The organism is Aerococcus kribbianus, assembly GCF_026805545.1.
Classification (GTDB): Bacteria; Bacillota; Bacilli; order Lactobacillales; family Aerococcaceae; genus Aerococcus; species Aerococcus kribbianus.
This window is the reverse complement of the sequence record NZ_JAPRFR010000001.1, coordinates 242163-264972: the sequence shown is the minus strand read 5'-3', so window position 1 is coordinate 264972 and position 22810 is coordinate 242163. Positions and strand designations below refer to the sequence as shown.

The 22810-nt window shown below is 39.8% G+C and carries 20 protein-coding genes; 17 read left to right on the top strand and 3 right to left on the bottom strand.

Annotation, left to right across the window (positions count from 1 at the left end):
• Positions 1–31 precede the first annotated feature (31 nt).
• The 3 genes from OW157_RS01235 (at position 32) to OW157_RS01225 (ending at position 3478) form a co-directional block, all read left to right on the top strand.
• A complete protein-coding gene (locus OW157_RS01235) occupies positions 32–883 on the top strand; it encodes an NAD(P)H-hydrate dehydratase (RefSeq protein ID WP_268751514.1) in 852 nt (283 codons plus the stop codon).
• A gap of 205 nt (positions 884–1088) precedes the next feature.
• On the top strand, positions 1089–2426 hold the full coding sequence (locus OW157_RS01230) for an aspartate aminotransferase family protein (protein WP_268751513.1): 1338 nt from the start codon (positions 1089–1091) through the stop codon (positions 2424–2426).
• Positions 2427–2428: 2 nt separating this feature from the next.
• A complete protein-coding gene (locus tag OW157_RS01225) occupies positions 2429–3478 on the top strand; it encodes a YkvI family membrane protein (protein ID WP_268751512.1) in 1050 nt (349 codons plus the stop codon).
• Positions 3479–3533: 55 nt separating this feature from the next.
• Here OW157_RS01225 and OW157_RS01220 read toward each other — a convergent pair whose 3' ends face one another.
• A complete protein-coding gene (locus OW157_RS01220) occupies positions 3534–4244 on the bottom strand; it encodes a CBS domain-containing protein (RefSeq protein WP_268751511.1) in 711 nt (236 codons plus the stop codon).
• Positions 4234–5196: a nucleoside hydrolase gene (locus OW157_RS01215; protein ID WP_470207173.1), complete on the bottom strand. Its 963-nt coding sequence runs from the start codon at positions 5194–5196 to the stop codon at positions 4234–4236. The genes OW157_RS01220 and OW157_RS01215 overlap by 11 nt, the downstream gene beginning before the upstream one ends.
• A 204-nt stretch (positions 5197–5400) precedes the next feature.
• Here OW157_RS01215 and ppdK point away from each other — a divergent pair, with 204 nt between their 5' ends.
• The 11 genes from ppdK (at position 5401) to OW157_RS01160 (ending at position 19209) form a co-directional block, all read left to right on the top strand.
• Positions 5401–8022: a pyruvate, phosphate dikinase gene (gene ppdK, locus OW157_RS01210; RefSeq protein WP_268751510.1), complete on the top strand. Its 2622-nt coding sequence runs from the start codon at positions 5401–5403 to the stop codon at positions 8020–8022.
• Positions 8023–8042: 20 nt separating this feature from the next.
• On the top strand, positions 8043–8660 hold the full coding sequence (locus OW157_RS01205) for a CBS domain-containing protein (protein WP_268751509.1): 618 nt from the start codon (positions 8043–8045) through the stop codon (positions 8658–8660).
• A 20-nt stretch (positions 8661–8680) separates the two neighbouring features.
• Positions 8681–9490, top strand: coding sequence for a pyruvate, water dikinase regulatory protein (locus OW157_RS01200; protein ID WP_268751508.1), 810 nt, complete (start codon positions 8681–8683; stop codon positions 9488–9490).
• 117 nt (positions 9491–9607) lie between these two features.
• Positions 9608–10408 carry a purine-nucleoside phosphorylase gene (locus OW157_RS01195; protein ID WP_268752232.1) on the top strand — a complete coding sequence of 267 codons (801 nt, stop codon included), beginning with the start codon at positions 9608–9610 and terminating at the stop codon, positions 10406–10408.
• A 127-nt stretch (positions 10409–10535) separates the two neighbouring features.
• Entirely contained in the window at positions 10536–11285 is a 750-nt protein-coding gene (locus OW157_RS01190; protein WP_268751507.1) for a DeoR/GlpR family DNA-binding transcription regulator, read from the top strand.
• Positions 11285–12211, top strand: a complete 927-nt coding sequence (gene pfkB, locus OW157_RS01185) for a 1-phosphofructokinase (RefSeq protein ID WP_268751506.1) — start codon at positions 11285–11287, stop codon at positions 12209–12211. Before OW157_RS01190 ends, pfkB begins: the two co-directional genes overlap by 1 nt.
• A gap of 4 nt (positions 12212–12215) precedes the next feature.
• Positions 12216–14201, top strand: coding sequence for a PTS fructose transporter subunit IIABC (locus OW157_RS01180; protein ID WP_268751505.1), 1986 nt, complete (start codon positions 12216–12218; stop codon positions 14199–14201).
• A 189-nt stretch (positions 14202–14390) separates the two neighbouring features.
• Positions 14391–15371 (top strand): LacI family DNA-binding transcriptional regulator, encoded by a 981-nt coding sequence (locus OW157_RS01175; RefSeq protein WP_268751504.1) that lies wholly within the window; start codon positions 14391–14393, stop codon positions 15369–15371.
• A gap of 107 nt (positions 15372–15478) precedes the next feature.
• Positions 15479–16903, top strand: coding sequence for a PTS transporter subunit EIIC (locus tag OW157_RS01170; RefSeq protein WP_268751503.1), 1425 nt, complete (start codon positions 15479–15481; stop codon positions 16901–16903).
• A gap of 9 nt (positions 16904–16912) precedes the next feature.
• Positions 16913–18334 carry a glycoside hydrolase family 32 protein gene (locus tag OW157_RS01165; RefSeq protein ID WP_268751502.1) on the top strand — a complete coding sequence of 474 codons (1422 nt, stop codon included), beginning with the start codon at positions 16913–16915 and terminating at the stop codon, positions 18332–18334.
• A gap of 2 nt (positions 18335–18336) precedes the next feature.
• Complete coding sequence (locus OW157_RS01160; protein WP_268751501.1) at positions 18337–19209, top strand: ROK family protein; 873 nt, start codon at positions 18337–18339, stop codon at positions 19207–19209.
• Between the two features lie 60 nt (positions 19210–19269).
• Here OW157_RS01160 and OW157_RS01155 read toward each other — a convergent pair whose 3' ends face one another.
• On the bottom strand, positions 19270–19872 hold the full coding sequence (locus OW157_RS01155; RefSeq protein WP_268751500.1) for a hypothetical protein: 603 nt from the start codon (positions 19870–19872) through the stop codon (positions 19270–19272).
• Positions 19873–20160: 288 nt separating this feature from the next.
• Here OW157_RS01155 and pyrF point away from each other — a divergent pair, with 288 nt between their 5' ends.
• From pyrF to OW157_RS01140, 3 genes are all read left to right on the top strand, one after another.
• Positions 20161–20856, top strand: a complete 696-nt coding sequence (gene pyrF, locus OW157_RS01150; RefSeq protein WP_268751499.1) for an orotidine-5'-phosphate decarboxylase — start codon at positions 20161–20163, stop codon at positions 20854–20856.
• A gap of 32 nt (positions 20857–20888) precedes the next feature.
• Positions 20889–21506: an orotate phosphoribosyltransferase gene (pyrE, locus tag OW157_RS01145; RefSeq protein WP_326938040.1), complete on the top strand. Its 618-nt coding sequence runs from the start codon at positions 20889–20891 to the stop codon at positions 21504–21506.
• A 73-nt stretch (positions 21507–21579) separates the two neighbouring features.
• Positions 21580–22794 carry an MFS transporter gene (locus tag OW157_RS01140; RefSeq protein ID WP_268751497.1) on the top strand — a complete coding sequence of 405 codons (1215 nt, stop codon included), beginning with the start codon at positions 21580–21582 and terminating at the stop codon, positions 22792–22794.
• Positions 22795–22810 lie beyond the last annotated feature (16 nt).

The window sequence follows — 22810 nt, the reverse complement described above, 5'->3', positions numbered from 1 at the left end:
TAAAATTATTTTTGCTAATGAAGGTGATGTAATGTTAAGCAAAGAAATTAATGAAAACGTCTTACGGACCCTCCTACCCCAACGTTCAAGGCAGTCCTATAAAAATAATTTTGGTCATTCCTTTATTATTGCTGGCAATCAGGAAATGGGTGGGGCAGGGCAAATTGCTGCTTCGGCTTGCGTGAATGCTGGTTCAGGGTTAACGACAGTCGTAACTGACTCTATCAACTTACCTGCTATTCATAGTCAATTACCTGAAACAATGGTGATTTCGAATTCCAATAATCTTGCTTATTTGAAAGCTCAGTTACAAAGCGCTGATCATATTTTAATTGGTCCTGGCTTGGGTCAGGACCAAGAGGATTGGGCAAGGCTAGTTGACCTAATTAAAAGTGTGGATGCCAAAATACCATTAGTATTAGATGCTGATGCGATTACCTTTTATAGCCAGGCTGGGTCTAGCATTCAAGCAGTGTTTAAGATGCATCCTTTGATTATGACACCTCACTTAGGCGAGTGGCGGCGTCTTTGTCAAGAAAAAATTTCTAGTGAAGATAATGATAGCATCCAGAAATGGGTTGACCAAGAGGGAGTTTTTCTACTGTTAAAATCAAGTCGTAGCCGCATTTTTATGCCTCAGTCTAATTTTTATTACCAAAATACATTTGGTAATCCTGCCATGGCAACTGGAGGAATGGGAGACTGTTTGGCTGGTTTAGTGACAGCTTGTTTGGGACAAGTAGCCAGCATTGCAGATGCTATAGCCTTGGCAATGGGCTTGCATTCTTATACAGGGGATAAGTTAGCCCAAAAGCATTATGTTGTTAGGCCCAGTCAACTTGCCCAAAAACTACCTCTTGTCATGCATGAATTAGCAAATTAGCTTTAAAGAGAAAAATAGACATATATTAATTTACCCGTTCAAGAAGACCCAAAAGCAGACTTGAACGGGTCTTTTGATACTATCTGCTAAAAAATAAAACAATAATGAGTTTTTTATGTCAATTGCCTTGCTAAACGTTTTGGAGTCTGATAATATATAAACTGAATTGTCAGACAATTTAGAAAATTCAAGAAAAGGTGATTACATGTCAAAGAGTAAAGAAATTATTGCTAAGGATAAACAATACTATGCGACAAGTGGGCGGATTCCTTATTACCCCTTAGTAATTGACCACGCCAAGGGAGCTCAAATTATTGACGCTGATGGAAAAAAATACATTGATTTACTGGCATCCGCTTCAGCATTGAATGTAGGACATGCACCTGACCGAGTTGTGGCTGCTATTAAAGAGCAAACCGATAAGATGATCCACTATACGCCAGCCTACATGTATCACCAACCAGTGGCTGATTTAGCAGAAAAATTAGCAGAAATTAGTCCCGGAAACTTTACCAAAAAGGTTGCCTTTGGACTCAGCGGCTCAGATGCCAATGATGCTATCATAAAATTTGCTCGTGCCTACACTGGACGACAAAATATTGTCAGCTTTGAACAGGCCTATCATGGTTCTACTTTTGGATCTTTGTCTATGTCAGCTATCTCATTGGGAATGCGGCAAAAAATTGGTCCTTTATTACCGGGGATTTACCATATTCCTTATCCAGACGCTTACCGAGGCTTATATGGAGAAACAGAACCGCGGTCCGCAGAAGGCTACTTACAGGTTTTTAAATCAATGACCGAAAACTATTTACCCAAAGAAGAAATTGCGGCAGTAGTTGTCGAAACTATTCAAGGGGATGGGGGATTGTTGGAACCTGTTCCAGGTTATTTTAGAGCCTTAGCTGATTTTTGTCATGCTAATGGGATTTTATTTGCCGTGGATGATGTCCAACAAGGCCTAGGTCGTACTGGAACCTGGTCATCAATTGAACATTTTGATGTAGAGGCTGATCTAATTATATATGGAAAATCCTTAGCGGGAGGTCTGCCATTATCAGCTGTTGTGGGACGTGCAGAAATAATGGACGGCTTACAAATTCCTGGTCATGTCTTCACAACAGCTGCTAATCCAGTCTGCTGTCAAGCCGCATTGGCCACGATTCAAACCATTGAAGAAGATAATTTATTACAAGCCTCAACCGATAAAGGGGCCTATGCTAAAAAGGCTTTTACCGACTTGGTAAATAAATATGACTTTATCGGTGATGTCCGTGGAATAGGCTTATCTATCGGAGTGGATATTGTTTCCGACCGGCAGAGCAAGAGTAAAGATAGCCAAGCAGCTTTAAAGATTTGTAATCGAGCATATGAAAAAGGGTTACTTATGATTGCTGTAGCTGGCTCAGTATTACGCTTCCAACCGCCATTGGTTATTTCATATGAAGAATTGGATCAAACTTTCACTATTTTAGACGAAGTTTTTACTGAATTAGCAAACGGCCAACTGGCTAACTATGATGTATCGGGACAAGGATGGTAGTTATGATGAAAAAATTTAGAATTGCAATGGCTTTTGTGGGGGTATTAATTGGGGCTGGCTTTGCTTCCGGACAAGAAATGCTGCAATATTTTACCGCCTTTGGTATTTGGGGAATTATTGGTAGTTTACTTTCTGTTTTTATTTTTGCCTTTTTCGGTTACAGTTTAATTGATTTAGGCCACCAATTTAAGGCAGTATCTCACCGCGATGTTTTAGAAAAAATTGTTCCCCCTATAGTGGGTGCTTTAATCGATATTTTTCTCTTATTAACTTTGTTTGGTATCGGGGTGGTAATGATTGCCGGAGCAGGGTCTAACCTTAACCAACAATTTGGTCTTCCTCTCTGGTTAGGGGCCGCTATCGTATCTTTGTTAGTGATTATTGTTGGTTTACTAGGAACTAAACGGGTTATCGATGCCATTGGGGCTATGGCTCCGTTTTTAATTGCTTTGGTAGTTATAATTGCAGCCACAACAATTTGGACCAATCCTATTGATTGGCAAGTCTTGAATACAGCTGCTCGTTCTTTGGAAACACCACTACCTAATTGGTTTATTTCTACCTTAAATTATGCGTCTGTTAACTTGACTACAGCAGCCGCCACCTCATTTCTTATTGGTGGTCAGGAAGAAGATGGTCAAGTGGCTAGACAAGGAGGCCTATTGGGCGGAATAATTACAGGTTTATTGATTGTCTTCATTAATTTCACCTTGTTTATCGTTTCCGACCAAGTAGCGGCCTATGATATGCCTATGTTACAAATGGCAGCACTCTTATCCCCTATAGTTGGTGTAATCATGTCAGTATTAATTTTTCTAGAGATTTGGAATACAGCCATGAGTGTTCTATATTCCTTTGTAACCTCCTATGTAAACCCTAGTAAAAAACAATTTAACATGCTATTTATTACGGTAATCTGTGTGGCATTTGTTCTCAGTTTTGGTGGTTTTAAGGATGTGATTGGTTTCGTTTATCCAGCAGTTGGCTATGGAGGCTTTATTATTTTAAGTCTCTTTGTCATCGCTTGGTTTAAGATGAGACGCCAGTCGTAATAAAAAGGAGACTCAGATGTTCTAAAGAGGAACATCTGAGTCTATTTTTTTGCATTTAAGCGTTCTCTAATATTTTAGGCAGATCCCAAGGGGTGAGGATTCCTTTTAAGGATTTAGGACTAGGTTCTTTATTTGGTTCAATAATTAAAACGATGGGGTATCGATTGTCTTGCAAAAGGTCTAGGAAACGATCATCCAGTTTGAAGCAAGAAAAATCAGGGGTGACAAAGTTTTTATCACTAAGCTGCTTATTTTTCTGGTGACGTAACAAATCCTGACATTGAGTCTGATTGAAATCGACTTGCTTTAAATTCTCTTGGGCCAACCAATGGGTGATGACTTCGGCAGAGAGTATGCCTATAAGTTGGGTATCCTTGAAAACTGGGTATTGGGAATACTTTTCTTTTGACATTAAGTTCAGTACCTTGGCCAAGCTTTGATTCGCTGTGAGGGAAATGACATCTTTTTGATAGTGTCCCACACGACTATCCATAGTCATTTTGTTAATGATTTCTTGCAAAACGGCCACTGTAGAATCACTAGGATTAGCCAAGTCTTCATCGGAGGCTAATTTTTCATGCACTAAAAGATTGCGTAATTCCCGAATAGCATCAAGATCAAGATGATGCTTTTTGATGACAGGGTGTTTCTGGCTTAACTGTTGAACAGCAGAAGCAAAACTCAAATCCTTATCATTTAATTCTGCCTTCATGAGCCGGTGTAGGGTATTAAAGTCAGCTAAAAATTGGTCGACGTTATTTTTCATTTTGGCCTCCTTGGTAAGGAGCTTGTCGGGCTAAGTTAGTAATATAGTCAAAGAAGCGATCATGGTCTACATCATAAACGAGTTGAATAGGTCGACCTTGGTCAGAGATAATAGTGCGTCCTTGAGAAACACCATAAACCATCACATCGCTGGTCAGAACTTGACTAGAGGCCAAGGAGGGATCAGCAAAATAGGCTACGGTTAATACATCCCATAAGAAATAAGTTGAATTAGTATGAATAAAACTCATAGGTGGCACTAAAGCATAAGCTTGTCCTAAAAAATCGATGCCTGGAATATGATGGTCTTGTGCCCAAGTTTGACGGATAGCATTGGTCAAGGGGACTTTGTTGGTGGACTCTAAACCAACCATATGAATGTCTATATCAGCATCCCAAACTACTTTAACAGCTTCAGGATCCCAGAAGGCATTCCATTCTGCTGTTCCATCATGGTGAGGTTCTTGCACATTACCGTTGGCTAAGAATGTGCCTCCCATCCAATATAGTCCATTAATTTTTTGACTTAGTTTTGGATTGTGGGTTAATACTGTCGCTAAATCGGTAAGGGGGCCAACAAATACTAGGTCAATGGCTTGGTCACTTTCCCTTAGAATTTGGCTTAAATGTTGGTCAGCTGATTGGTCTAATAGTTTATTTTGGTCAGTCATGTCTTGATTTAACATAGGCATAGCATCAATTGTAAAGGCATGCTCACGCCATGAAGAAGGGAAGGGATTGCGTGGTCTTGCATTAGACATAGCTATGGGGATATCTTTACCTTTACCAAAGACTTGAATGATTTTTTGACTGGCAGAAGTTGCTGGTTCCACATAACAATCAGCATTGACTACACCAACGCCCACTAAATCGATATCCGGCATTTGGAGTAAGAGGAAGAGTCCAACTAAATCATCAACGCCACCATCGTGATTATAATAAACTTTGCGCATAATGAACCTCCTTAGATTTCTAAGGCTATTATAGCTAAAAGCTGGATAAAGTTCATTAAGAAAACTTAATAAATTGGCAGATAAGCTTTAGATAGCGTTTTCAACAAGATTTCCATTTCTTCGAATAAGATGCACTATTGTAATTAAATGTGCTGCACTATATAATGCAGTTATGAAATATTGCAATAAAGGAGTGCGTTATTTGTGAATAAACAGGTCTATGATTTTAATGAGGGCAATGCTAAAATGAAAGATATTCTTGGGGGGAAAGGTGCTAACTTAGCTGAAATGACTAAGTTAGGTTTACCAATACCTAAAGGTTTTACTATTTCCACTCAAGCATGTATGTCTTATCTCAATCAGAAAGAGGACTTTTCTGAGGACTTAATTCAAGAAATTAAAAGTCACGTCAAGTCTTTACAACTAGCTACTGGGAAAAGCTTTAATGATAGTACTCAGCTTCTTTTGGTATCGGTGCGTTCTGGTGCTAAGCAATCTATGCCGGGTATGATGGATACCATTTTAAACCTAGGACTTAATGATGGTAATTTATCGGTTCTTGCCGAAGAAACTGGTAACTGGGTGTTCACCTTGGATTGTTACCGTCGCTTGATTCAAATGTATGGGAATGTGGTGGCTGGTATCCCAAGTCATTATTTTGAAAGGTGTCTGGATAAAGTCAAAACAGCTAAAGGCTATAAAAATGATACTGACTTAAATTGTGAAGACTGGCAAGGAATTATAACGGATTTTAAAGCAATCTACTACAAACATTGCCAAGCTAGTTTTCCTCAAGAACCAATGCAACAACTTTTTGGAGCTATTGCAGCGGTATTCTCTTCGTGGAATAATGAGCGTGCGCAAGTTTACCGCGAGTTAAATGACATTCCTGATAACTTAGGTACGGCTGTTAATATTCAAGAGATGGTTTATGGGAATACTGGTAATCAATCAGGAACAGGAGTTGCCTTTACTCGTAATCCATCGACAGGAGAAAATGGCCTTTTCGGCGAGTATTTAATTAATGCTCAAGGCGAAGATGTTGTTGCTGGGGTGAGGACCCCTGCTAGTATCGACAAATTGGCGACTGACCTGCCTCAGTGCTATGAGGACTTAGTGCGTCTTAGTGATCTCTTGGAAAAACATTATTGTGACATGCAAGATATCGAATTTACTATTGAAAACGGCAAATTATTCATATTACAAACCCGGAATGGGAAAAGGACTGCTAAGGCGGCCTTTAATATCGCCGTTAGTTTGGTTAATGAGGGCTTAATTTCCAAGGAACAAGCTCTAATGCAAATTGAGGCGAAGTCGGTTGATCAAGTCCTCCATCCTACTTTCTCAGCTGAAGCACTCGGGGCTGCCAAATTATTAACAGATGAGGGTTTACCAGCTAGTCCTGGTGCTGCTTCTGGTCGTGTGTATTTCGACGCGGCAACCGCTCAGGAAAAAGCGCAAGCCGGAGAAAAAGTGATTTTGCTCCGCCAAGAAACTTCTCCTGAAGATATTAATGGTATGGTAGTAAGTCAGGCCATTGTTACTAGTCGTGGAGGGATGACTTCCCATGCTGCTGTAGTAGCACGAGGTATGGGGTGCTGTTGTGTAGTGGGTTGTTCTGATTTAGAAATTGATGAAGTAGCGGAATTGGCTAGGATGAATAGCCAAACTTTACATGCTGGTGATTATATTTCTGTAGATGGCACTGAAGCTAAGATCTATGCTGGTCAGATAGCAATGGTTCCTTCAACGGGGCAAGAGGCTTTCCATACAATTATGGACTGGGCACGTGAAAAAGCGAAACTAGATGTACGGATGAATGCGGAAAGCAAGTCTGATATTCGTATGGGATTAAGTTTTAATCCAGCGGGAATAGGTCTAGTACGAACTGAGCATATGTTTTTTGCCCCTGAACGTTTACGGGAAATGCGCCGATTTATCTTTTCAAAGAATGCTTATGACCAAGATGCAGCGCTTAAGCGGATTCTTAATTATCAATTGGAAGATTTTAAGACGATTTATGAAGAAATGCAAGACCGTCCTGTTGTTATTCGTCTTTTAGATCCTCCTTTACATGAATTTTTACCACATAATAATCAAGAAATTAGTCAGCTTGCTAAGCAGTTGCATTTAACCATTTCTCAGTTGGAGAATCGGATGGATGAATTAGCCGAAGTTAATCCGATGTTAGGTCATCGTGGTTGTCGTTTGGCCATTTCTTATCCCAACTTATATAAGATGCAGGCCGAAGCAATTATAAAATCAGCAATCATAATGAAAGAAAAGGGCTTAAGAGTCAAACCAGAAATTATGATTCCCTTAGTTGGTATAAAGGAAGAATTAACAAGCATAAGAGCCGAAATTGTTGCCCATATAGAGGCCTTATTAATTGAAAATAAAACCTATATTGACTATAGTGTAGGAGCGATGTTAGAAATACCTCGGGCTTGTTTTATTGCTGATGACCTAGCAGAATCTGCTGATTTCTTTAGCTTTGGAACTAATGATCTTACTCAGTTGACTTATGGTTTTTCCCGTGATGATGCTGGAAAGTTTATCAATGAATATGTCAATCGTAAAGTCTTAAAACTAGATCCTTTCCAGACTTTAGACGAAGTTGGCGTTGGTAAACTTATTGAAATTGCAGTTAACAAAGCTCGGCAAGCTAAGCCAGAAATGAAGCTAGGGGTCTGTGGGGAATTAGGTGGGGATCCTAGATCGATTGCTTTCTTCCATAAGATTGGCTTAGACTATGTATCATGTTCTCCTTTTAGAGTGCCTATCGCCCAATTAGCTGCTGCTCAAGCAGCCATCCAATTCAAATAAGACTTATTTTGGAGGAAACGATGAATTTATCGGACCGGCAAAACGAAATAATAACCATAGTAAAAAATAATCAACCGATTTCAGGCGAAGCCATTGCTAAGCGATTAGGACTCGCGAAATCAACCCTACGTTCTGATTTTTCTATCTTAACCATGACGGGAATTTTAGATGCTAAGCCCAAGGTTGGTTACTACTATGCTGGCTTTGACTTACCCAGTTTGGTTACTGACAAACTCTATAATACACCGGTCACTGATGTCATGGTGCCTCCTGTTCTAGTCGGACCCAGTCTTTCTATCAAAGACGCTATCACTCACTTATTTATGTATGATGTTGGGTCCCTTTATGTTATTGATGAAGACAGTCAGGCTTTGTTGGGTTTAGTGTCGCGAAAAGATCTCTTGCGCAGCGCCTTAATCGCTGACCAGGGGCAAGCGTCACTAGCAATTGTAATGACTCGGATGCCCAATATCTATCGTATTGGTAGTGAAGAAACCGCCTTTGAAGCAGCCAAGCTTATTCGCCGACATCAAGTAGATTCCTTACCTATCATGGCAACCGATGACCCATTAAAAATTATTGGAAAGGTTTCTAAGACCTCTTTGCTTGATTTCTTCATTGATATTTATGAGCGTTAATAAAGTTTAGGGAGGATAACATGCCAAGACATTCATTTCCAATCTATATTATTTCTGATGCTATTGGGGACACTGGTCAGCGCATAGTCAATGCTGCCTTGGCCCAATTCCCTGATTTATCGCAAAGTGTGGTTAAACGTTATCCCTTTATTAGTCAAGAAAGTGAATTAGAGCCCATTTTAAAATTAGCAGTTAAGGAAGACGCCTTACTTGTGACCACAATTGTTGATCCTAAGCTTAATCACTATGTCGCTACTTATTGTGAGGAAAATAAACTAGATTATTTAGATTATATGACGGATGCTTTGCAGTTACTTAGCAAAAAGAGTCAACTAACACCCCGTTATCAAAGTGGGGTCATTCATGACTTAGACAAAGACTATTTCAACCGTATAGCTGCTATTGAGTTTGCCGTTAAATATGATGATGGTAAGTCAAGCAAGGGCTTTTTGGCTGCAGACCTTGTTATTCTAGGGGTCTCACGAACATCTAAGACGCCTTTAAGTATGTACCTTGCCAATAAATCTTATAAGGTCGCTAACTTACCCCTAGTTCCAGAAGTCCCTCTAGCAAAGGCGCTTTATCAAGTTGAATCAAGGCGTCTATTTGGTCTTACAGCGAGTCCGGAATATATTGCCAATATTCGTTATAATCGCATTAAATTAATGGGTCTGGACCAAAGATCATGTTACGCCAATCTTGAGCGGATACGTCAGGAACTCTCCTATGCGGAAGAAGTTTATCATCGGCTACATGCTCAAGTCATTAATGTAGAAGACCGCTCAATTGAAGAGACAGCGCAAATCATCGAGCAAGCCTATCAAAATTAAAAAATTTTTCCAGTGATCAGTAGGTAAATCTTATTAGGTCACTGGAATTTTTTCATGGCTTAGGGTATATTTAATTTAATATTAAAATGGTGCATTCACGAAAGGAGAACGTTTATGATGTTAGCGGAAACCGTGGACTACCTAGAAAAACAAGGCGTTGAAAAACCGGAAATTGCTCTGATACTTGGCTCAGGTTTAGGTGGTATGGTAGAAGAATTCACTGATAGCCAGGCTATCCCTTATAAGGATATTCCCAACTTTCCTGAATCAACGGTGGTTGGTCATGAGGGAAAACTTGTTTTCGGTAAATTAGCTGGTCGGTCAGTAGTGGCTTTACAAGGCCGTTTCCACTACTATGAAGGTTATGATTTACAGACGGTAACTTATCCAGTCCGTGTTTTTAAAGAATTAGGTGTTAAAAAAATTATCATCACTAATGCAGCAGGAGGTATTAATCCTGACTTCAATGTAGGGGACTTGATGATTATTACTGATCATATTAATTTAGCTGGTGCTAATCCCCTAATTGGACCTAATATTGATGATCACGGGCCACGCTTTGTTGATATGTCAGAAGCCTATAGTAAACGGGCTTATGAGCTCTTAAAATCGATAGGCCAGGAGGAAGGTATCGCACTACAAGAGGGTGTTTATACTTGGTTTTCAGGGCCAACTTATGAAACACCAGCAGAAATTCGTTTCGCTAGGACAATTGGCGGTGACGCTTGTGGGATGTCAACCGTACCGGAAACTATTGTTGCCAAACATTGTGGCATGGAAGTAGCAGGTATTACTTGTATCACTAATAAAGCAGCTGGTATGCAAGCGAGCTTAAATCATGAAGAAGTAGTAGTAGCCACCCAAGACGCCAATGAAAAATTCCGTCGATTAGTTAAGTCTTTAGTTGCTAAATTTTAATTGTATAATCAAGGTGAGGCTGTGACAAATGTCCCAGCCTTATTTTTTGCGTTAAAATGATTGTTTTTGAAAGAAAATGATTGAAATAATCATGAGCCTTTGTTAAACTATTAACGAGGTGGTGGAAGTGCTTTCTCAGACAAGAAGACAAAAAATTGCTCAGTACGTTCAAGACTATAAAACAGTGACTGTCCAAGACTTGGTTCAGGTTTTTGATTCTTCAGAAGCGACAATTAGACGTGACTTAAAACAGCTAGAAGAAGATAAACAAATTACTCGGGTGCATGGTGGTGCCATAGCCAAGCAGAATTTATCAGGTGAAGACTTCTTCAGTGATAAGTTGACCAGAAATGCGGAAGCTAAGGCGCGAATTGGTGCCTTTGCAGCCAGTCTCGTTAGCTCGGGTGAAACGATTTATTTAGATGCCGGAACGACGACTCGGCAAATGATTACTCATTTACCCCAGGATATTCTGGTGGTTACTAATTCTTTGTCAATTGCTAATCAATTAGTTCAGCATATGATTGAAACAATCATAATTGGTGGCAAAGTCAAGCAAGCAACCGATGCTATTGTGGGTCATCAAGCCTTGAAACAGTTGGAAGACTACCATTTTTCTAAGGCTTTTATGGGCGTTAATGCCATTGATCTCAAGTTTGGCATGACAACACCAGATAGTCAGGAAGCTGCGATTAAACAGCAAGCGATGCAACAAAGCTTGCGCATTTATCACTTAGCTGATGCTTCCAAATTTGACCAAGTGACTTTTGCTGCCGTGAATCCTTTAGATGTAGGGAGCTTAATTACTGTTGACTTGCCGGATGCACTTTATCAACGCTATCATAATGAACTTGCAATGAAAGTGGTGACGAATTAATGATTTACACAATTACTTTTAATCCTGCCATTGATCTCATATACCGGTTACAAGATGACCTTTATCCTGGTCAATTAAACCGATCACAGAATGAAGATTATATTATGGGAGGGAAGGGGTTAAATGCCTCATTATTATTGAAGCGATTAGGCCATGACACTGTGGCAACCGGGTTCTTGGCTGGTTTCACTGGTGACTTTATCAAGCAAGAATTGACTCGCTTAGGTATTAAACCTTACTTTATTACAGTTGAAGGAACGACGCGTATTAATGCCAAAGTCAAGGGTCAGGATGAAACAGAAATCAATGGGGCTGGACCAGAAATTCATCCTGAAAATGTTCAAGCTTTAATTGATTATTTACAGGCTGAGTTGACTAGCGATGATGTCGTTTTTCTAGCCGGAAATAAGGGCTTGGGTATGAGTCAGGCAGATTATGTGGCCATTGCCCAATTAAGTCACCAGGTGGGGGCTAAATTAGTTTTAGACTCTAATGCGGACTTATTGACTTCTTGCTTGGAATACCATCCCTTTATCATTAAGCCAAATCAAGATGAACTTAATGAGATCTTTGACTGTCAAGTTTCTAGCCAAAGCGATGTCATTCATTACGCTAAACGTTTACAAGATATGGGCGCTAAACACGTTTTAGTTTCTTTGGGAGGAAAAGGTTCAATTCTAGTAACTGAACAAGGTCAAATTCTTGCAGCCAATGCTCCTAAAGGGCAAGTCATTAATTCCACTGGTGCGGGCGATTCTATGCTGGCAGGATTTATTGGCCAATACTTAGATAATGGTAGTTTAGAAGATAGTTTACGCCAAGGGGCCGCTTCGGGTTCGGCAACAGCCTTTTCGACTGGTATTGCTGGGGCGAAAGCAGTAGAACAATTAAAAGCACAAATAAAAATTACAGAAATTGGGGAGTAAAATTATGCATTTATCAGAATTATTTCATGAAGAATTAATGGATTTATCCTTAACTACTGAATCCAAAGATGCGACGCTAAATCATTTGGCTAGTTTAATGACTGCTTCTAATCGTTTAGCTGACAAAGAGAGTTATGTTGATGCTTTACAAGCTCGGGAAGCTCAATCGACCACTGGTGTTGGGGACGAAATCGCCATGCCTCATGCCCAGGATGAATCAATTACCGAAGCAGCAATTATTTTTGGACGGTCAAAAGACGGTATTGAATGGGAATCATTTGATGGTCAACCAGCGAAATTGATTTTTATGATTGCAGCACCTAAAGGAGGCTCGGACGAACACCTGTCAGCTTTAGCAAAATTATCGTCTGTATTGATGAACCCAGAAGCTAAAGCAGCCATCCTAGCCGCTAACAACCCAGCAGAAGTTATTGCGGCAATTGATCAATACGATCCTGACCGTCAAGAGGCTAAAGAGGAAGCAGCACCTGCTACGGCAGAAGCTACTAGTACTGAAGCTAGTGACGAAAATGAAAAATACTTGTTAGCCGTCACTGCTTGTCCAACTGGAATTGCGCATACTTATATGGCAGAAGAAAAACTAAAACAAGCAGCTAATGCCGCTGGAGTTCCAATTAAAGTAGAAACTAATGGTCAAAGTGGCGTTGGAAACCGTTTAACTAAAGCGGATATTGAAAGAGCAGACGCTATTATCGTGGCTGCTGACCGTAAAGTTGAAATGAATCGTTTTGACGGTAAGGAATTAATTATTGTTCCAGTAGCTGATGGGATTAATAAGGCTGACCAATTAATTGACCGCGCAGTCAATGGCCAAACTAAGACCTATCATGGTCAACTTGATGCCGAACAAGATGATGATAAAGAAGACAACGAATCATTGGGTCGAGTGATTTATAAACACTTGATGAATGGTATTTCTCACATGTTACCTTTTGTAGTGGCAGGGGGCTTGTTGATTGCTATTTCCTTCTTCTGGGGAATTCATTCTGCAGAAGTTGATCATGAATCCTATAACCAAATTGCCCATGTCTTCAAGATGATTGGGGATTTATCCTTTGCGATGATGCTACCCGTCTTAGCTGGTTTTATTGGTCGCTCAATTGCTGATACCCCAGGATTGGTTATTGGTATGATGGGTGGAGTTTTTGCGGATCCTTCTAAATTATCTGCCTTCTCTGATACCGGGGTCTTTACCGATATGACTGCTTCTGGTTTCCTTGGTGCATTGGTCGCTGGTTTCTTAGCGGGTGGTATCGTTTGGGTGCTCAAAAAAGCCTTTGCTTGGTTACCAAAATCTTTAGAAGGAATGAAACCAATCTTTATTTATCCCGTTTTTGGTGTGTTAATTATGGGCCTAGTGATGCTCTTCGTAATCAACAAACCACTAGGTGCTGTAACGGTTGGTTTAACTAATTTCTTGGCTTCTATTCCAAGAGAGTGGAATGTTGTCCTTGGCTTTATTGTGGCGGCTATGATGTCTATTGATATGGGTGGTCCAATTAATAAGGCATCTTATGTGACTGGGACAGCCTTGGTTACCCAAGCCGCTGGTTCTGGATCAAATGTGATGGCAGCAGTAATGATTGGTGGTATGGTGCCACCACTTGCCATCGCGATGTCAGCGACAATCAACAAAAAATTATGGCCAGAAGCTCAACGGAATTCAGCTTTAATTAACTATGTTATGGGTGCAGCCTTTATTACTGAAGGTGCTATTCCATTTGCAGCAACTAACCCATTGAAGGTTATTCCTTCTCTAGCTGTTGGTTCTGGTGTTGCTGGTGCCTTGTCTATGTTATTTGGCTGTATCTCCTATGTTCCTCATGGTGGTGTCTTTGCTATGATTGCTGGTGGTATTTCTAATCCATGGTTATATTTACTATCTTGGATTATTGGTGGTTTAGTTGGAGCGATTATGCTTAATGTTTTACTACATGAGAAAAAAGAAATTGCAGAAAAAGCAGAATAATTGATAGTATTCACTCAGAGGGTGTAACAATAGTCACACTCTCTTTTTAGTGTTTTAGAAGACATTAACACTATAGAACTGCTAAAATGATTATTGACAAACTTTAACTCAATAACTTATCGTTCAGAGTAAGTGAACAATTGTATATAATTAGAATCCTTAAAATAAGCATAAGAAAGTAGCGATTTTATGACAACCTTAATTGAAGTAGCAAAATTGGCAGGTGTTTCCAAGAGCACAGTGTCTCGGTATTTCAACCAGGGCTATGTCAGTGACCAGGCCCGCATACAAATTGAAGCTGCGATTAAAGCAACGGATTATAGTCCTAATCGAATGGCACGTAGCTTAAAGGCTCAATCATCTGGGATGGTGGGTTTAGTTATTCCGCGCTTTGAATCGCCTTCTGCTAGCCTAGTTATGGCTGGTGCTGATGACATCGCCTATGAAAATAACCAACAATTATTAATTGCTAATACCAATCGGGATAGTCAACGCGAACTGACTGCTATAAGAACATTGCAACAGCAACGAGTGGATGCCTTAATCACTATGACTCATAATAATGAAGATTATTTACTTGAAGCGGCTCAAACCCTAGATATCCCCTTATTAATTATCGGTCAGTCCTACAAAAAGTTAAATTATATTAGTTATGATGATTATAAAGCTGGACAAATTCTTGCCCAAAAAGCTTATAATCTAGGACACCGAAAGATTAGTTTTATTGGAGTTGATCCTAACGACTTAGCTGTGGGACAAATTCGTCAAGCAGGTTTTATTGATTATTTTGAAAAGCAGGGGATTTCTGTTCAGGTGATACGGTCCCATTTCTCACAATCAGAAAATTTTGCTTTGGCAGATCAACTTTTACAAGCGGGCACAGAAACCTATATCGCCTGTGCTACTGACCAAATTGCTTTGGCCTTTTTAAGTGTGGCCAATGACTTAGGATTTAGGGTGCCTGAAGACTTGTCTATATCTGGATTTGGGGGGTATCGGGAAGGACAGATTCTCGCACCTAAATTAACATCGGTAGCTTACCCTTACCGACAAGCAGGAAAACTTGCAATGTCAGTTATTTTGTCAGGTTTACAGAGACATTCTCAAACAATTTATCAGAAAGTATTAGATGTAGAATTGATTCCCGGTCAGTCTTTGGGCCCAATTTAATCGTTTTATATGACCAGATTTAAAAGACCATTGTCTGGTCTTTAATTATGTGGTAAACTGGGAACGTTCCCACAATAAGCGTTTACATTTTATAAGGAGGAAGTGCTATGAGTGACAAGCAAATTGCCCAAGAAATATTAAAAACAATCGGTGGCCCTGATAATATTGAAAATTATAGCCACTGTGCGACTCGTTTGCGAATTGTATTGAAGGATAATTCTTTAGTTGACAAAGACCATGTTGATACGATCGATGATTTAAAAGGATATTTCTATTCCACTGGTCAACATCAATTTGTTTTTGGCACCGGCCGTGTCAATCAAGTGTATCAGGCTGTGGAATCAGAAATCAATTCTGGCCAGGGAGATTCTGCGATTAATTCAACTGAAGCAGATGAAATGAGTCATGATGGGGAAGCAAACCAAAACAAGGACAAGAAGAAAGACAAGGACAACATGAATCCAGCGCAAAGAGTTGTTCGGGTGTTAGCGGATATTTTGGTGCCTTTAATTCCTGTTCTAGTGACGACTGGTCTCTTAATGGGGATTCGTGGACTACTGACAGAATTAGGTTTTACTTTATCAGATGATATCAATGCTATTTTTACCTTACTAACTGATACAGCTTTTGCTTTCTTGCCAGTCTTTATTACCTATTCTGCTGTCAAGAAATTTAATGGCAACCCTATTCTGGGGATAGCAGTTGGATTAATGTTAGTCGCACCTCAGCTTCCTAATGCCTATGACGTGGCGTCAGGGGCTAGTGAGCCACTTCAAGTAATGGGGATTGAAATTTTTGGTTATCAAGGGACGATTTTCCCTGCCATTATCGCTGGGTGGTTGATTGCTAAGATTGAATCTTGGTTTAGAAAATTTGTTCCATCTGTGATTGACTTGATTGTGACACCATTCTTCACTATTACAATTACTTTAGCTATTATGTTATTTATTTTAGGACCAATTATTCAAGTGATTGAATCCGCTGTTATTGGTTTTATTGTTAACGTAATCAATGCGCCTCTAGGTATTGGATATATTATTTTTGGAGGTTTGCAACAGCTATTAGTAGTCACTGGTCTGCATCACTCCTTATCAATCATTGAAATTTCCTTATTAGACCATTCAGATGCAAATATCTTAAACCCATTGATGACTGCTTCAATGGCTGGACAATTTGGGGCGGCAATTTCTGCGGCGCTATTAATGAAAGACAAAGTAAAACGGAGTCAAATGATTTCGTCAGCTTTACCAACTTTATTCGGTATTACTGAACCCTTACTTTTCGGAGTGAATATGCGTTCATTACGGATTTTATTATCAGGCATTGCGGGTGGAGCCTTAGGTGGATTGACTTCTTATTTATTCTCATTATCCGCTTCTGGTATGGGCATCACTTTCTTACCAGGTCTCTTGCTCTATACCTCAAGCTTTGCTACTCTAATGCACTATTTTATCGTGATTTTAGTGGCTTTTGTGGTCGGCTTTGTTGTGGTCAAGGTGCAAAGCAAACAAATCCGTCAAGAAATCGTTTAGGAGGCGTCTATGTTAGCAAATGAAGATTTACTGGCATTGATGAGTTATGATGATAAATGGCAGCTCGCCTACCATCAAATGCCTGTGTCTGGTTGGATGAATGATCCTAATGGTAGTATTCAAGTCGATGGAACCTATCATCTCTATTACCAGTATCAACCGAATTCAGCTAATGGTGGAGCTACTCATTGGGGACATAAAACGTCTACTGATCTTGTTCACTTTTGTGATGAGCCAATTTTTCTCTCCCCTGATCAAGCGTTTGATCGTGACGGTGTTTACTCAGGTTCAGCAATCCAGGTAGGCGATGATATTCATTATTTTTATACGGGTAATGTCAAAGAAGCTGGCTTCCATGACTATACTTTCTCTGGTCGCCAGCAAAATGTTATTCATGTCGTCAGTCCCGATGGTTATCAGATTAACCAACGAGAAGTGGTAATCCCGCATAAAGATTTTCCCGATGAATTTACTGACCATATTCGTGACCCTAAGCTTTTCCAACATGAGGACTACTTTTACATGATTTTAGGGGGAAGGCTACGGACCAATAAAGGGGCAATCCTACTTTATCGGTCGACTAATCTTTCAGATTGGACTTACCGTGGTTATTTCTTATCTGGAGATGATGACCAAGGGTATATGTGGGAGTGCCCAGATACTTTTACTGTGGATGGCCAAGATGTTTTGATGTTTTCGCCTCAAGGAGTTATTGGGGACCGTTATCATTTTCAAAATACTCATAATGCGGGCTATTTACTGGGTCAATTTGATTGGGAAAAGGAACAGTTTGACGTTCAATCCCCATTCTATGAACTTGACCAAGGTTTTGATTTCTACGCCCCACAAAGCTTTGTAGACGAACAAGGGCGGCGAATTATGTGGGCGTGGTTTGGTTTGCCAGATATTAGTCCAGAATATTCTAATCCAACTGTGGCTTATGGTTGGCAACATGCCATGACGCTACCTCGGCAACTCTTTTATGAAGAGGGGCAATTGAAGCAAAGGGTGGTCAGTGATTATCAAAAATTACGTGCCCACCACCAACAAATACTCGCATGTAAGGATAGTCAAGGGAAGTTGGCTGGCCAGGTCTATGAACTAGAAATAAAAGGGGAAAACATAAGAGATTTGAGCCTTGATCTACGTCAAGACACTAAGATTAGCTACCATGCTGATAGCCAAGAATTTGTTTTAGCACACGGACCATCTGGCTGTGGTCGTCGTAAACGTTGTCTGAAACTGAAACAGCTGGATCACTTACACATCTATTCTGATTGGTCTAGCTTAGAAATTTTTATTAATGATGGACAGCAAGTGATGTCGACGCGAGTTTATCCAGATAAGGGTCAAGATACAATTCACTTACAAACTGATAGTCCTTGTGATATCGATTTATGGGATTTGAAATCAAGTAAAGGAGACAAATAATTATGTTAGCAGGAATTGAAGCAGGCGGTACCAAATTTAATTGTATCGTTTCCGACCATGACCTAAATATTTTAGGGCAAAGTCAATTTCCCACTACCACTCCAGAAGAAACTATGGCAAATGTCTTTGAGTTTTTTTCCAACTATGATATTGAAGCCATAGGGATTGGCTCGTTTGGACCGATTGATGTTAATGTGGATTCACCAACATATGGTTATATTACTAATACACCTAAAATTGCTTGGCAGAATTTTGCCTTCTTAGATACGGTGAAAGCACAATATAATGTGCCAATTTTTTGGACCACTGATGTCAATGCTTCAGCAGTCGGAGAATACGAGCTGGGAGTAGCTCAAGATCAAGCCTCCTGCCTTTACCTCACCTTCGGAACAGGTGTTGGTGGCGGATTCGTTAAGGATGGGAAGATTCATACGGGTATGTCTCACTTAGAAATGGGTCATATCTATGTCAAAAGACATACTGATGATCATTATGCAGGTCATTGTCCCTTTCATAATGATTGCTTAGAAGGCTTAGTTTGTGGTCCGGCTATTGAAGATCGTTTTCCGAAAGGGACTAAGGCCAAAGATATTCCGCAAACAGATCTAATATGGGATGTAGTGGCTGACTATATTGCTCAAGCGTTAAATAATTATATGCTGACACTCATGCCAAATCGCATTATTATCGGTGGTGGTGTTTTACACCAAGACAGTTTATTAGAACGTATCCAAATCAAATTCCAAGAATTGGTTAATGATTACGTGGCTGCCTTACCAGAAGCAACAGAATATATTCAAAAACCAGGCTTAGGCGACGATGCTGGTTTACTAGGTTGTTTATGCCTCGCTAAGGCTAGCTTAGAAAACTATTAAAAGCTACATATTATTTAAAATCAAAAAATATGGACTACTAGTCCAGATTTTTTGATTCATTTATAATTTTTTCTTGGGGTGTTTGTCAACAACATCTTGGTGCGCTTTTAAAGCACTTTTCCCTTTATCGGTGAGTCGGAACCCACAAATAGTTAATTTCTCATCAAGTTCTGCATCAGTAAAATGGGCTTTGGCCAAGGCAACCAAGTCAGCTTTTTTGGCTTTAGACAAGCCTTTAACCTTTTTTTCTTTGAGTAATTGTTTGAGTTGACTGGCTTTGTGCCAATCCAGATTTTCATGGACACTTAATTTGGCCACATAATTATCGGCAAGCAAGTGGTCTAATTCTAAATAGGGATTGATACCATAATTATATTCAAAGTAAAGAGGTAGGATGGATTGGTTGGATAAGGTATTAAAACCTACCCGCCACAGCAAAATAATATGGCCGGGCAAGAGACCATCAGAAAAACGGACCATTTGTGATTTTGAAACAATATATTGCCTTTCTTCTGCTACTGTTTCTAACCAAAGGGGCAAATCACGATGTTTGGAAAGATAGGGGATTTCTTCATAGTCAGCGTAGATTTCTTTATAGGCCTTTAAGTCAGCTTGAGAATGGTCAAATTCGATATTTGATTGGTGAAAATCCATTAGAGCCATAGCAGTCTCCTTTAAACGGTTTTATTTAAAATTTATAAACAGTAAGCAAATAATCTAATGAATTTCTTGACAAGTCAACCATTTTGCATTATTATTTTTAAGGATTAATGCGAGACATTAACAATGATTAGGACAACCTAGGATAATTGTTGGCAGTCCTCATAGTAATTTTAAATTTGTCCAGTGAGGCAAGTAAGTTGATAAATTCATGCAATATTATTGCTTAATAGACACTTATGTAACCACTAGACAAAGAGCTAGTGGTTTTTTTATAGAGAAAGGAAGCTTATGCGCGATCTATACATTGCTTTAGACTTTAAAACCGAACCAGAGTTATGGGATTTTATGGAAAATTTTCAAGACCAATCAGCAGCGTTCAAAGTAGGCATGTCGCAATTCTATATGTCCGGACCTGAGATTGTATGGAAGTTAGCTGCCATGGGTCACAAGGTTTTTCTCGACTTAAAATGTCATGATATACCTAATACGGTTTACTTGGCCATGCGTCAACTCAGTCAATTACCGGTTGAACTGATTACGGTTCACACTTTAGGGGGACCGGCTATGTTGAAAGCAGCTGTCAAAGGGGCAAAAGAAGGGCCTTACCAGCCTAAGGTTTTAGGTATTACTCAATTGACTTCCACTGATCAAAACATGTTAACCGAAGACCTCCATATCCAACAAAGTGTGGAAGAGTCAGTCCTTGACCTGGCACAAATGGCCCAGAAGACCGGTCTCGATGGGGTTGTCTCTTCAGCCTTAGAAGTAAAAAAAATTAAAGCAGCTACCAATGGTGAATTATTAGCCCTAACACCAGGCATTCGTTTGGCTGAGGACACTAGCGACGACCAAAGCCGAGTCGCTAGTCCAAGCCAGGCTAAGGCAAATGGTGCTGACTACATCGTTGTTGGTCGTCCAATTACGCAAGCAAAAGATCCTTTAGCAGCTTATCAGAACTATCTCAAAGAATGGCAAGGAGAATAATCATGAATAAAATTTTTTCTGAAAATAATGAATTGACGATTTCGAAAAAAGTGGCGAATATTTTAATTGATAAGGAAGCAGTTATCTTAAGACCCAATGATCCCTTTACTTGGGCATCAGGTATTAAGAGTCCCATTTATTGTGATAACCGTCAGCTACTCGCTTATCCTGAAGAAAGACATTATGTGGCCCAAGCTTTGGCTAAAAAAATTGCCAAATACTATCCTAATGCCACGCTAATAGCTGGGACAGCAACAGCAGGTATTCCGCATGCAGCATGGGTGGCTGATATATTAGGCTTACCAATGGTTTATGTACGTAGCCAAGCCAAAGACCACGGCCGTAAGAGTCAAATCGAAGGGGTAATCTCAGCCACGGATAATGTTGTCCTCATCGATGATTTGATTTCAACTGGAGGCTCAGTTTTAAAAGCTGCCGATGCTGTTAATCAAGTCGCTAGTGTCGTAGGAGTTGTAGCTATCTTCACTTATGAATTACAGGCAGCCCATGATAATTTTGAAGCGGCTAAAATCCCTTTGCATATATTAACGAATTTTTCAGAATTATTAGAAATTGCTGAAGCTAGTAACTATGTGACTGATAGCGAACTGGAAATGATTAAAGAGTGGCGGCAAAACGACTTCAAGTAAATCAATTGTCTAATGATCACCACCGAATTAAATAAGTCTTCCCGTGAGTCGACTTTAGTGAGGAGTATAAATAATGACCAATGTAATGACTAAAAACCAAAAACGAGCGGTTTCAGCCGCAATAATTGCTTCTGGGACTGATGATTTAAACTTAATGTTTCTGTCTTTTACCTTATCCAGTATTACTGCTGAATTTGCCTTGTCAGGTGGGCAAGCCGGATTAATTGCATCAATTACCAACTTAGGGATGTTAGTAGGTGGCTTGATTTTTGGCTATCTAGGTGATCGTCATAACAAGATGACGATGCTTAAACTAACGCTATTGATTTTCTCCTTAGCGACCGGATCAATTTTCCTAGCACCTAATATTACTATCCTCTACCTTTTGCGCTTTATAGCTGGAATTGGTGTGGGTGGTGAATATGGGATTGCCTTATCAATTATCGCTCGTCTGGTACCACCCGTTAAAATTGGTCAAGCAGCTTCTTTAAATGGTGTTGCTGGTCAAATCGGTTCGATTTTGGCAGCGGCTATCGCCGGTTTATTTACTAGTGTCTTTGGTTGGCGAGGGCTATTTCTCTTTGGATTAGCACCTTTAGCCATTGTATTGTATCTTCAATTTATGGTAGATGATGAACCAGCCTTCGTCAATGCCGACTTAGACACTAAAAACAAAAACAGAGCCAGTTTGTCTGACCTTTTTGATAGTCCGAAAAAAGCTTATCATACCGTCGTTTTAATGCTTATGTGTACAGTACAAATTGCTGGATATTTTGGCATGATGAACTGGTTGCCAACTATGATGCAAGCCCAAGCGGGTTTATCTATCTCAGGATCGTCATGGTGGATGATTGCCACTATATTAGGAATGTCCTTAGGAATGCTAGTTTTCGGTCGTTGTTTGGATATTTTTGGCCCACGATTGATGTTTACTATTTACTTACTGGCTTCTGCTGTCTCAGTTTATGTCTTTACCTTAGCAAATTCTAACTTAGCTTTATTAATCGCTGGTAGTGTAATGGGTTTCTTTGTTAATGGGATGTTTCCCGGTTATGGAGCAGTTGTTTCTCGGCTTTATGAAGCTCGAGTGCACAGTTTGGCGAATAACTTGATTCTTAATGTTGGTCGGGCAGTAGGGGGCTTCTCTTCTGTGATCATTGGAATTATCTTAGAAAGTCACGGTGTGGCTACTGTTATGACCTTCCTAGCAGGTCTCTATCTCTGTAGTTTTGTTCTCATGCTAACCTTATCTGATTTTAAAGCAAAGAATTACTTTGCCTACTTATAATTTCAAAGGCTGATAC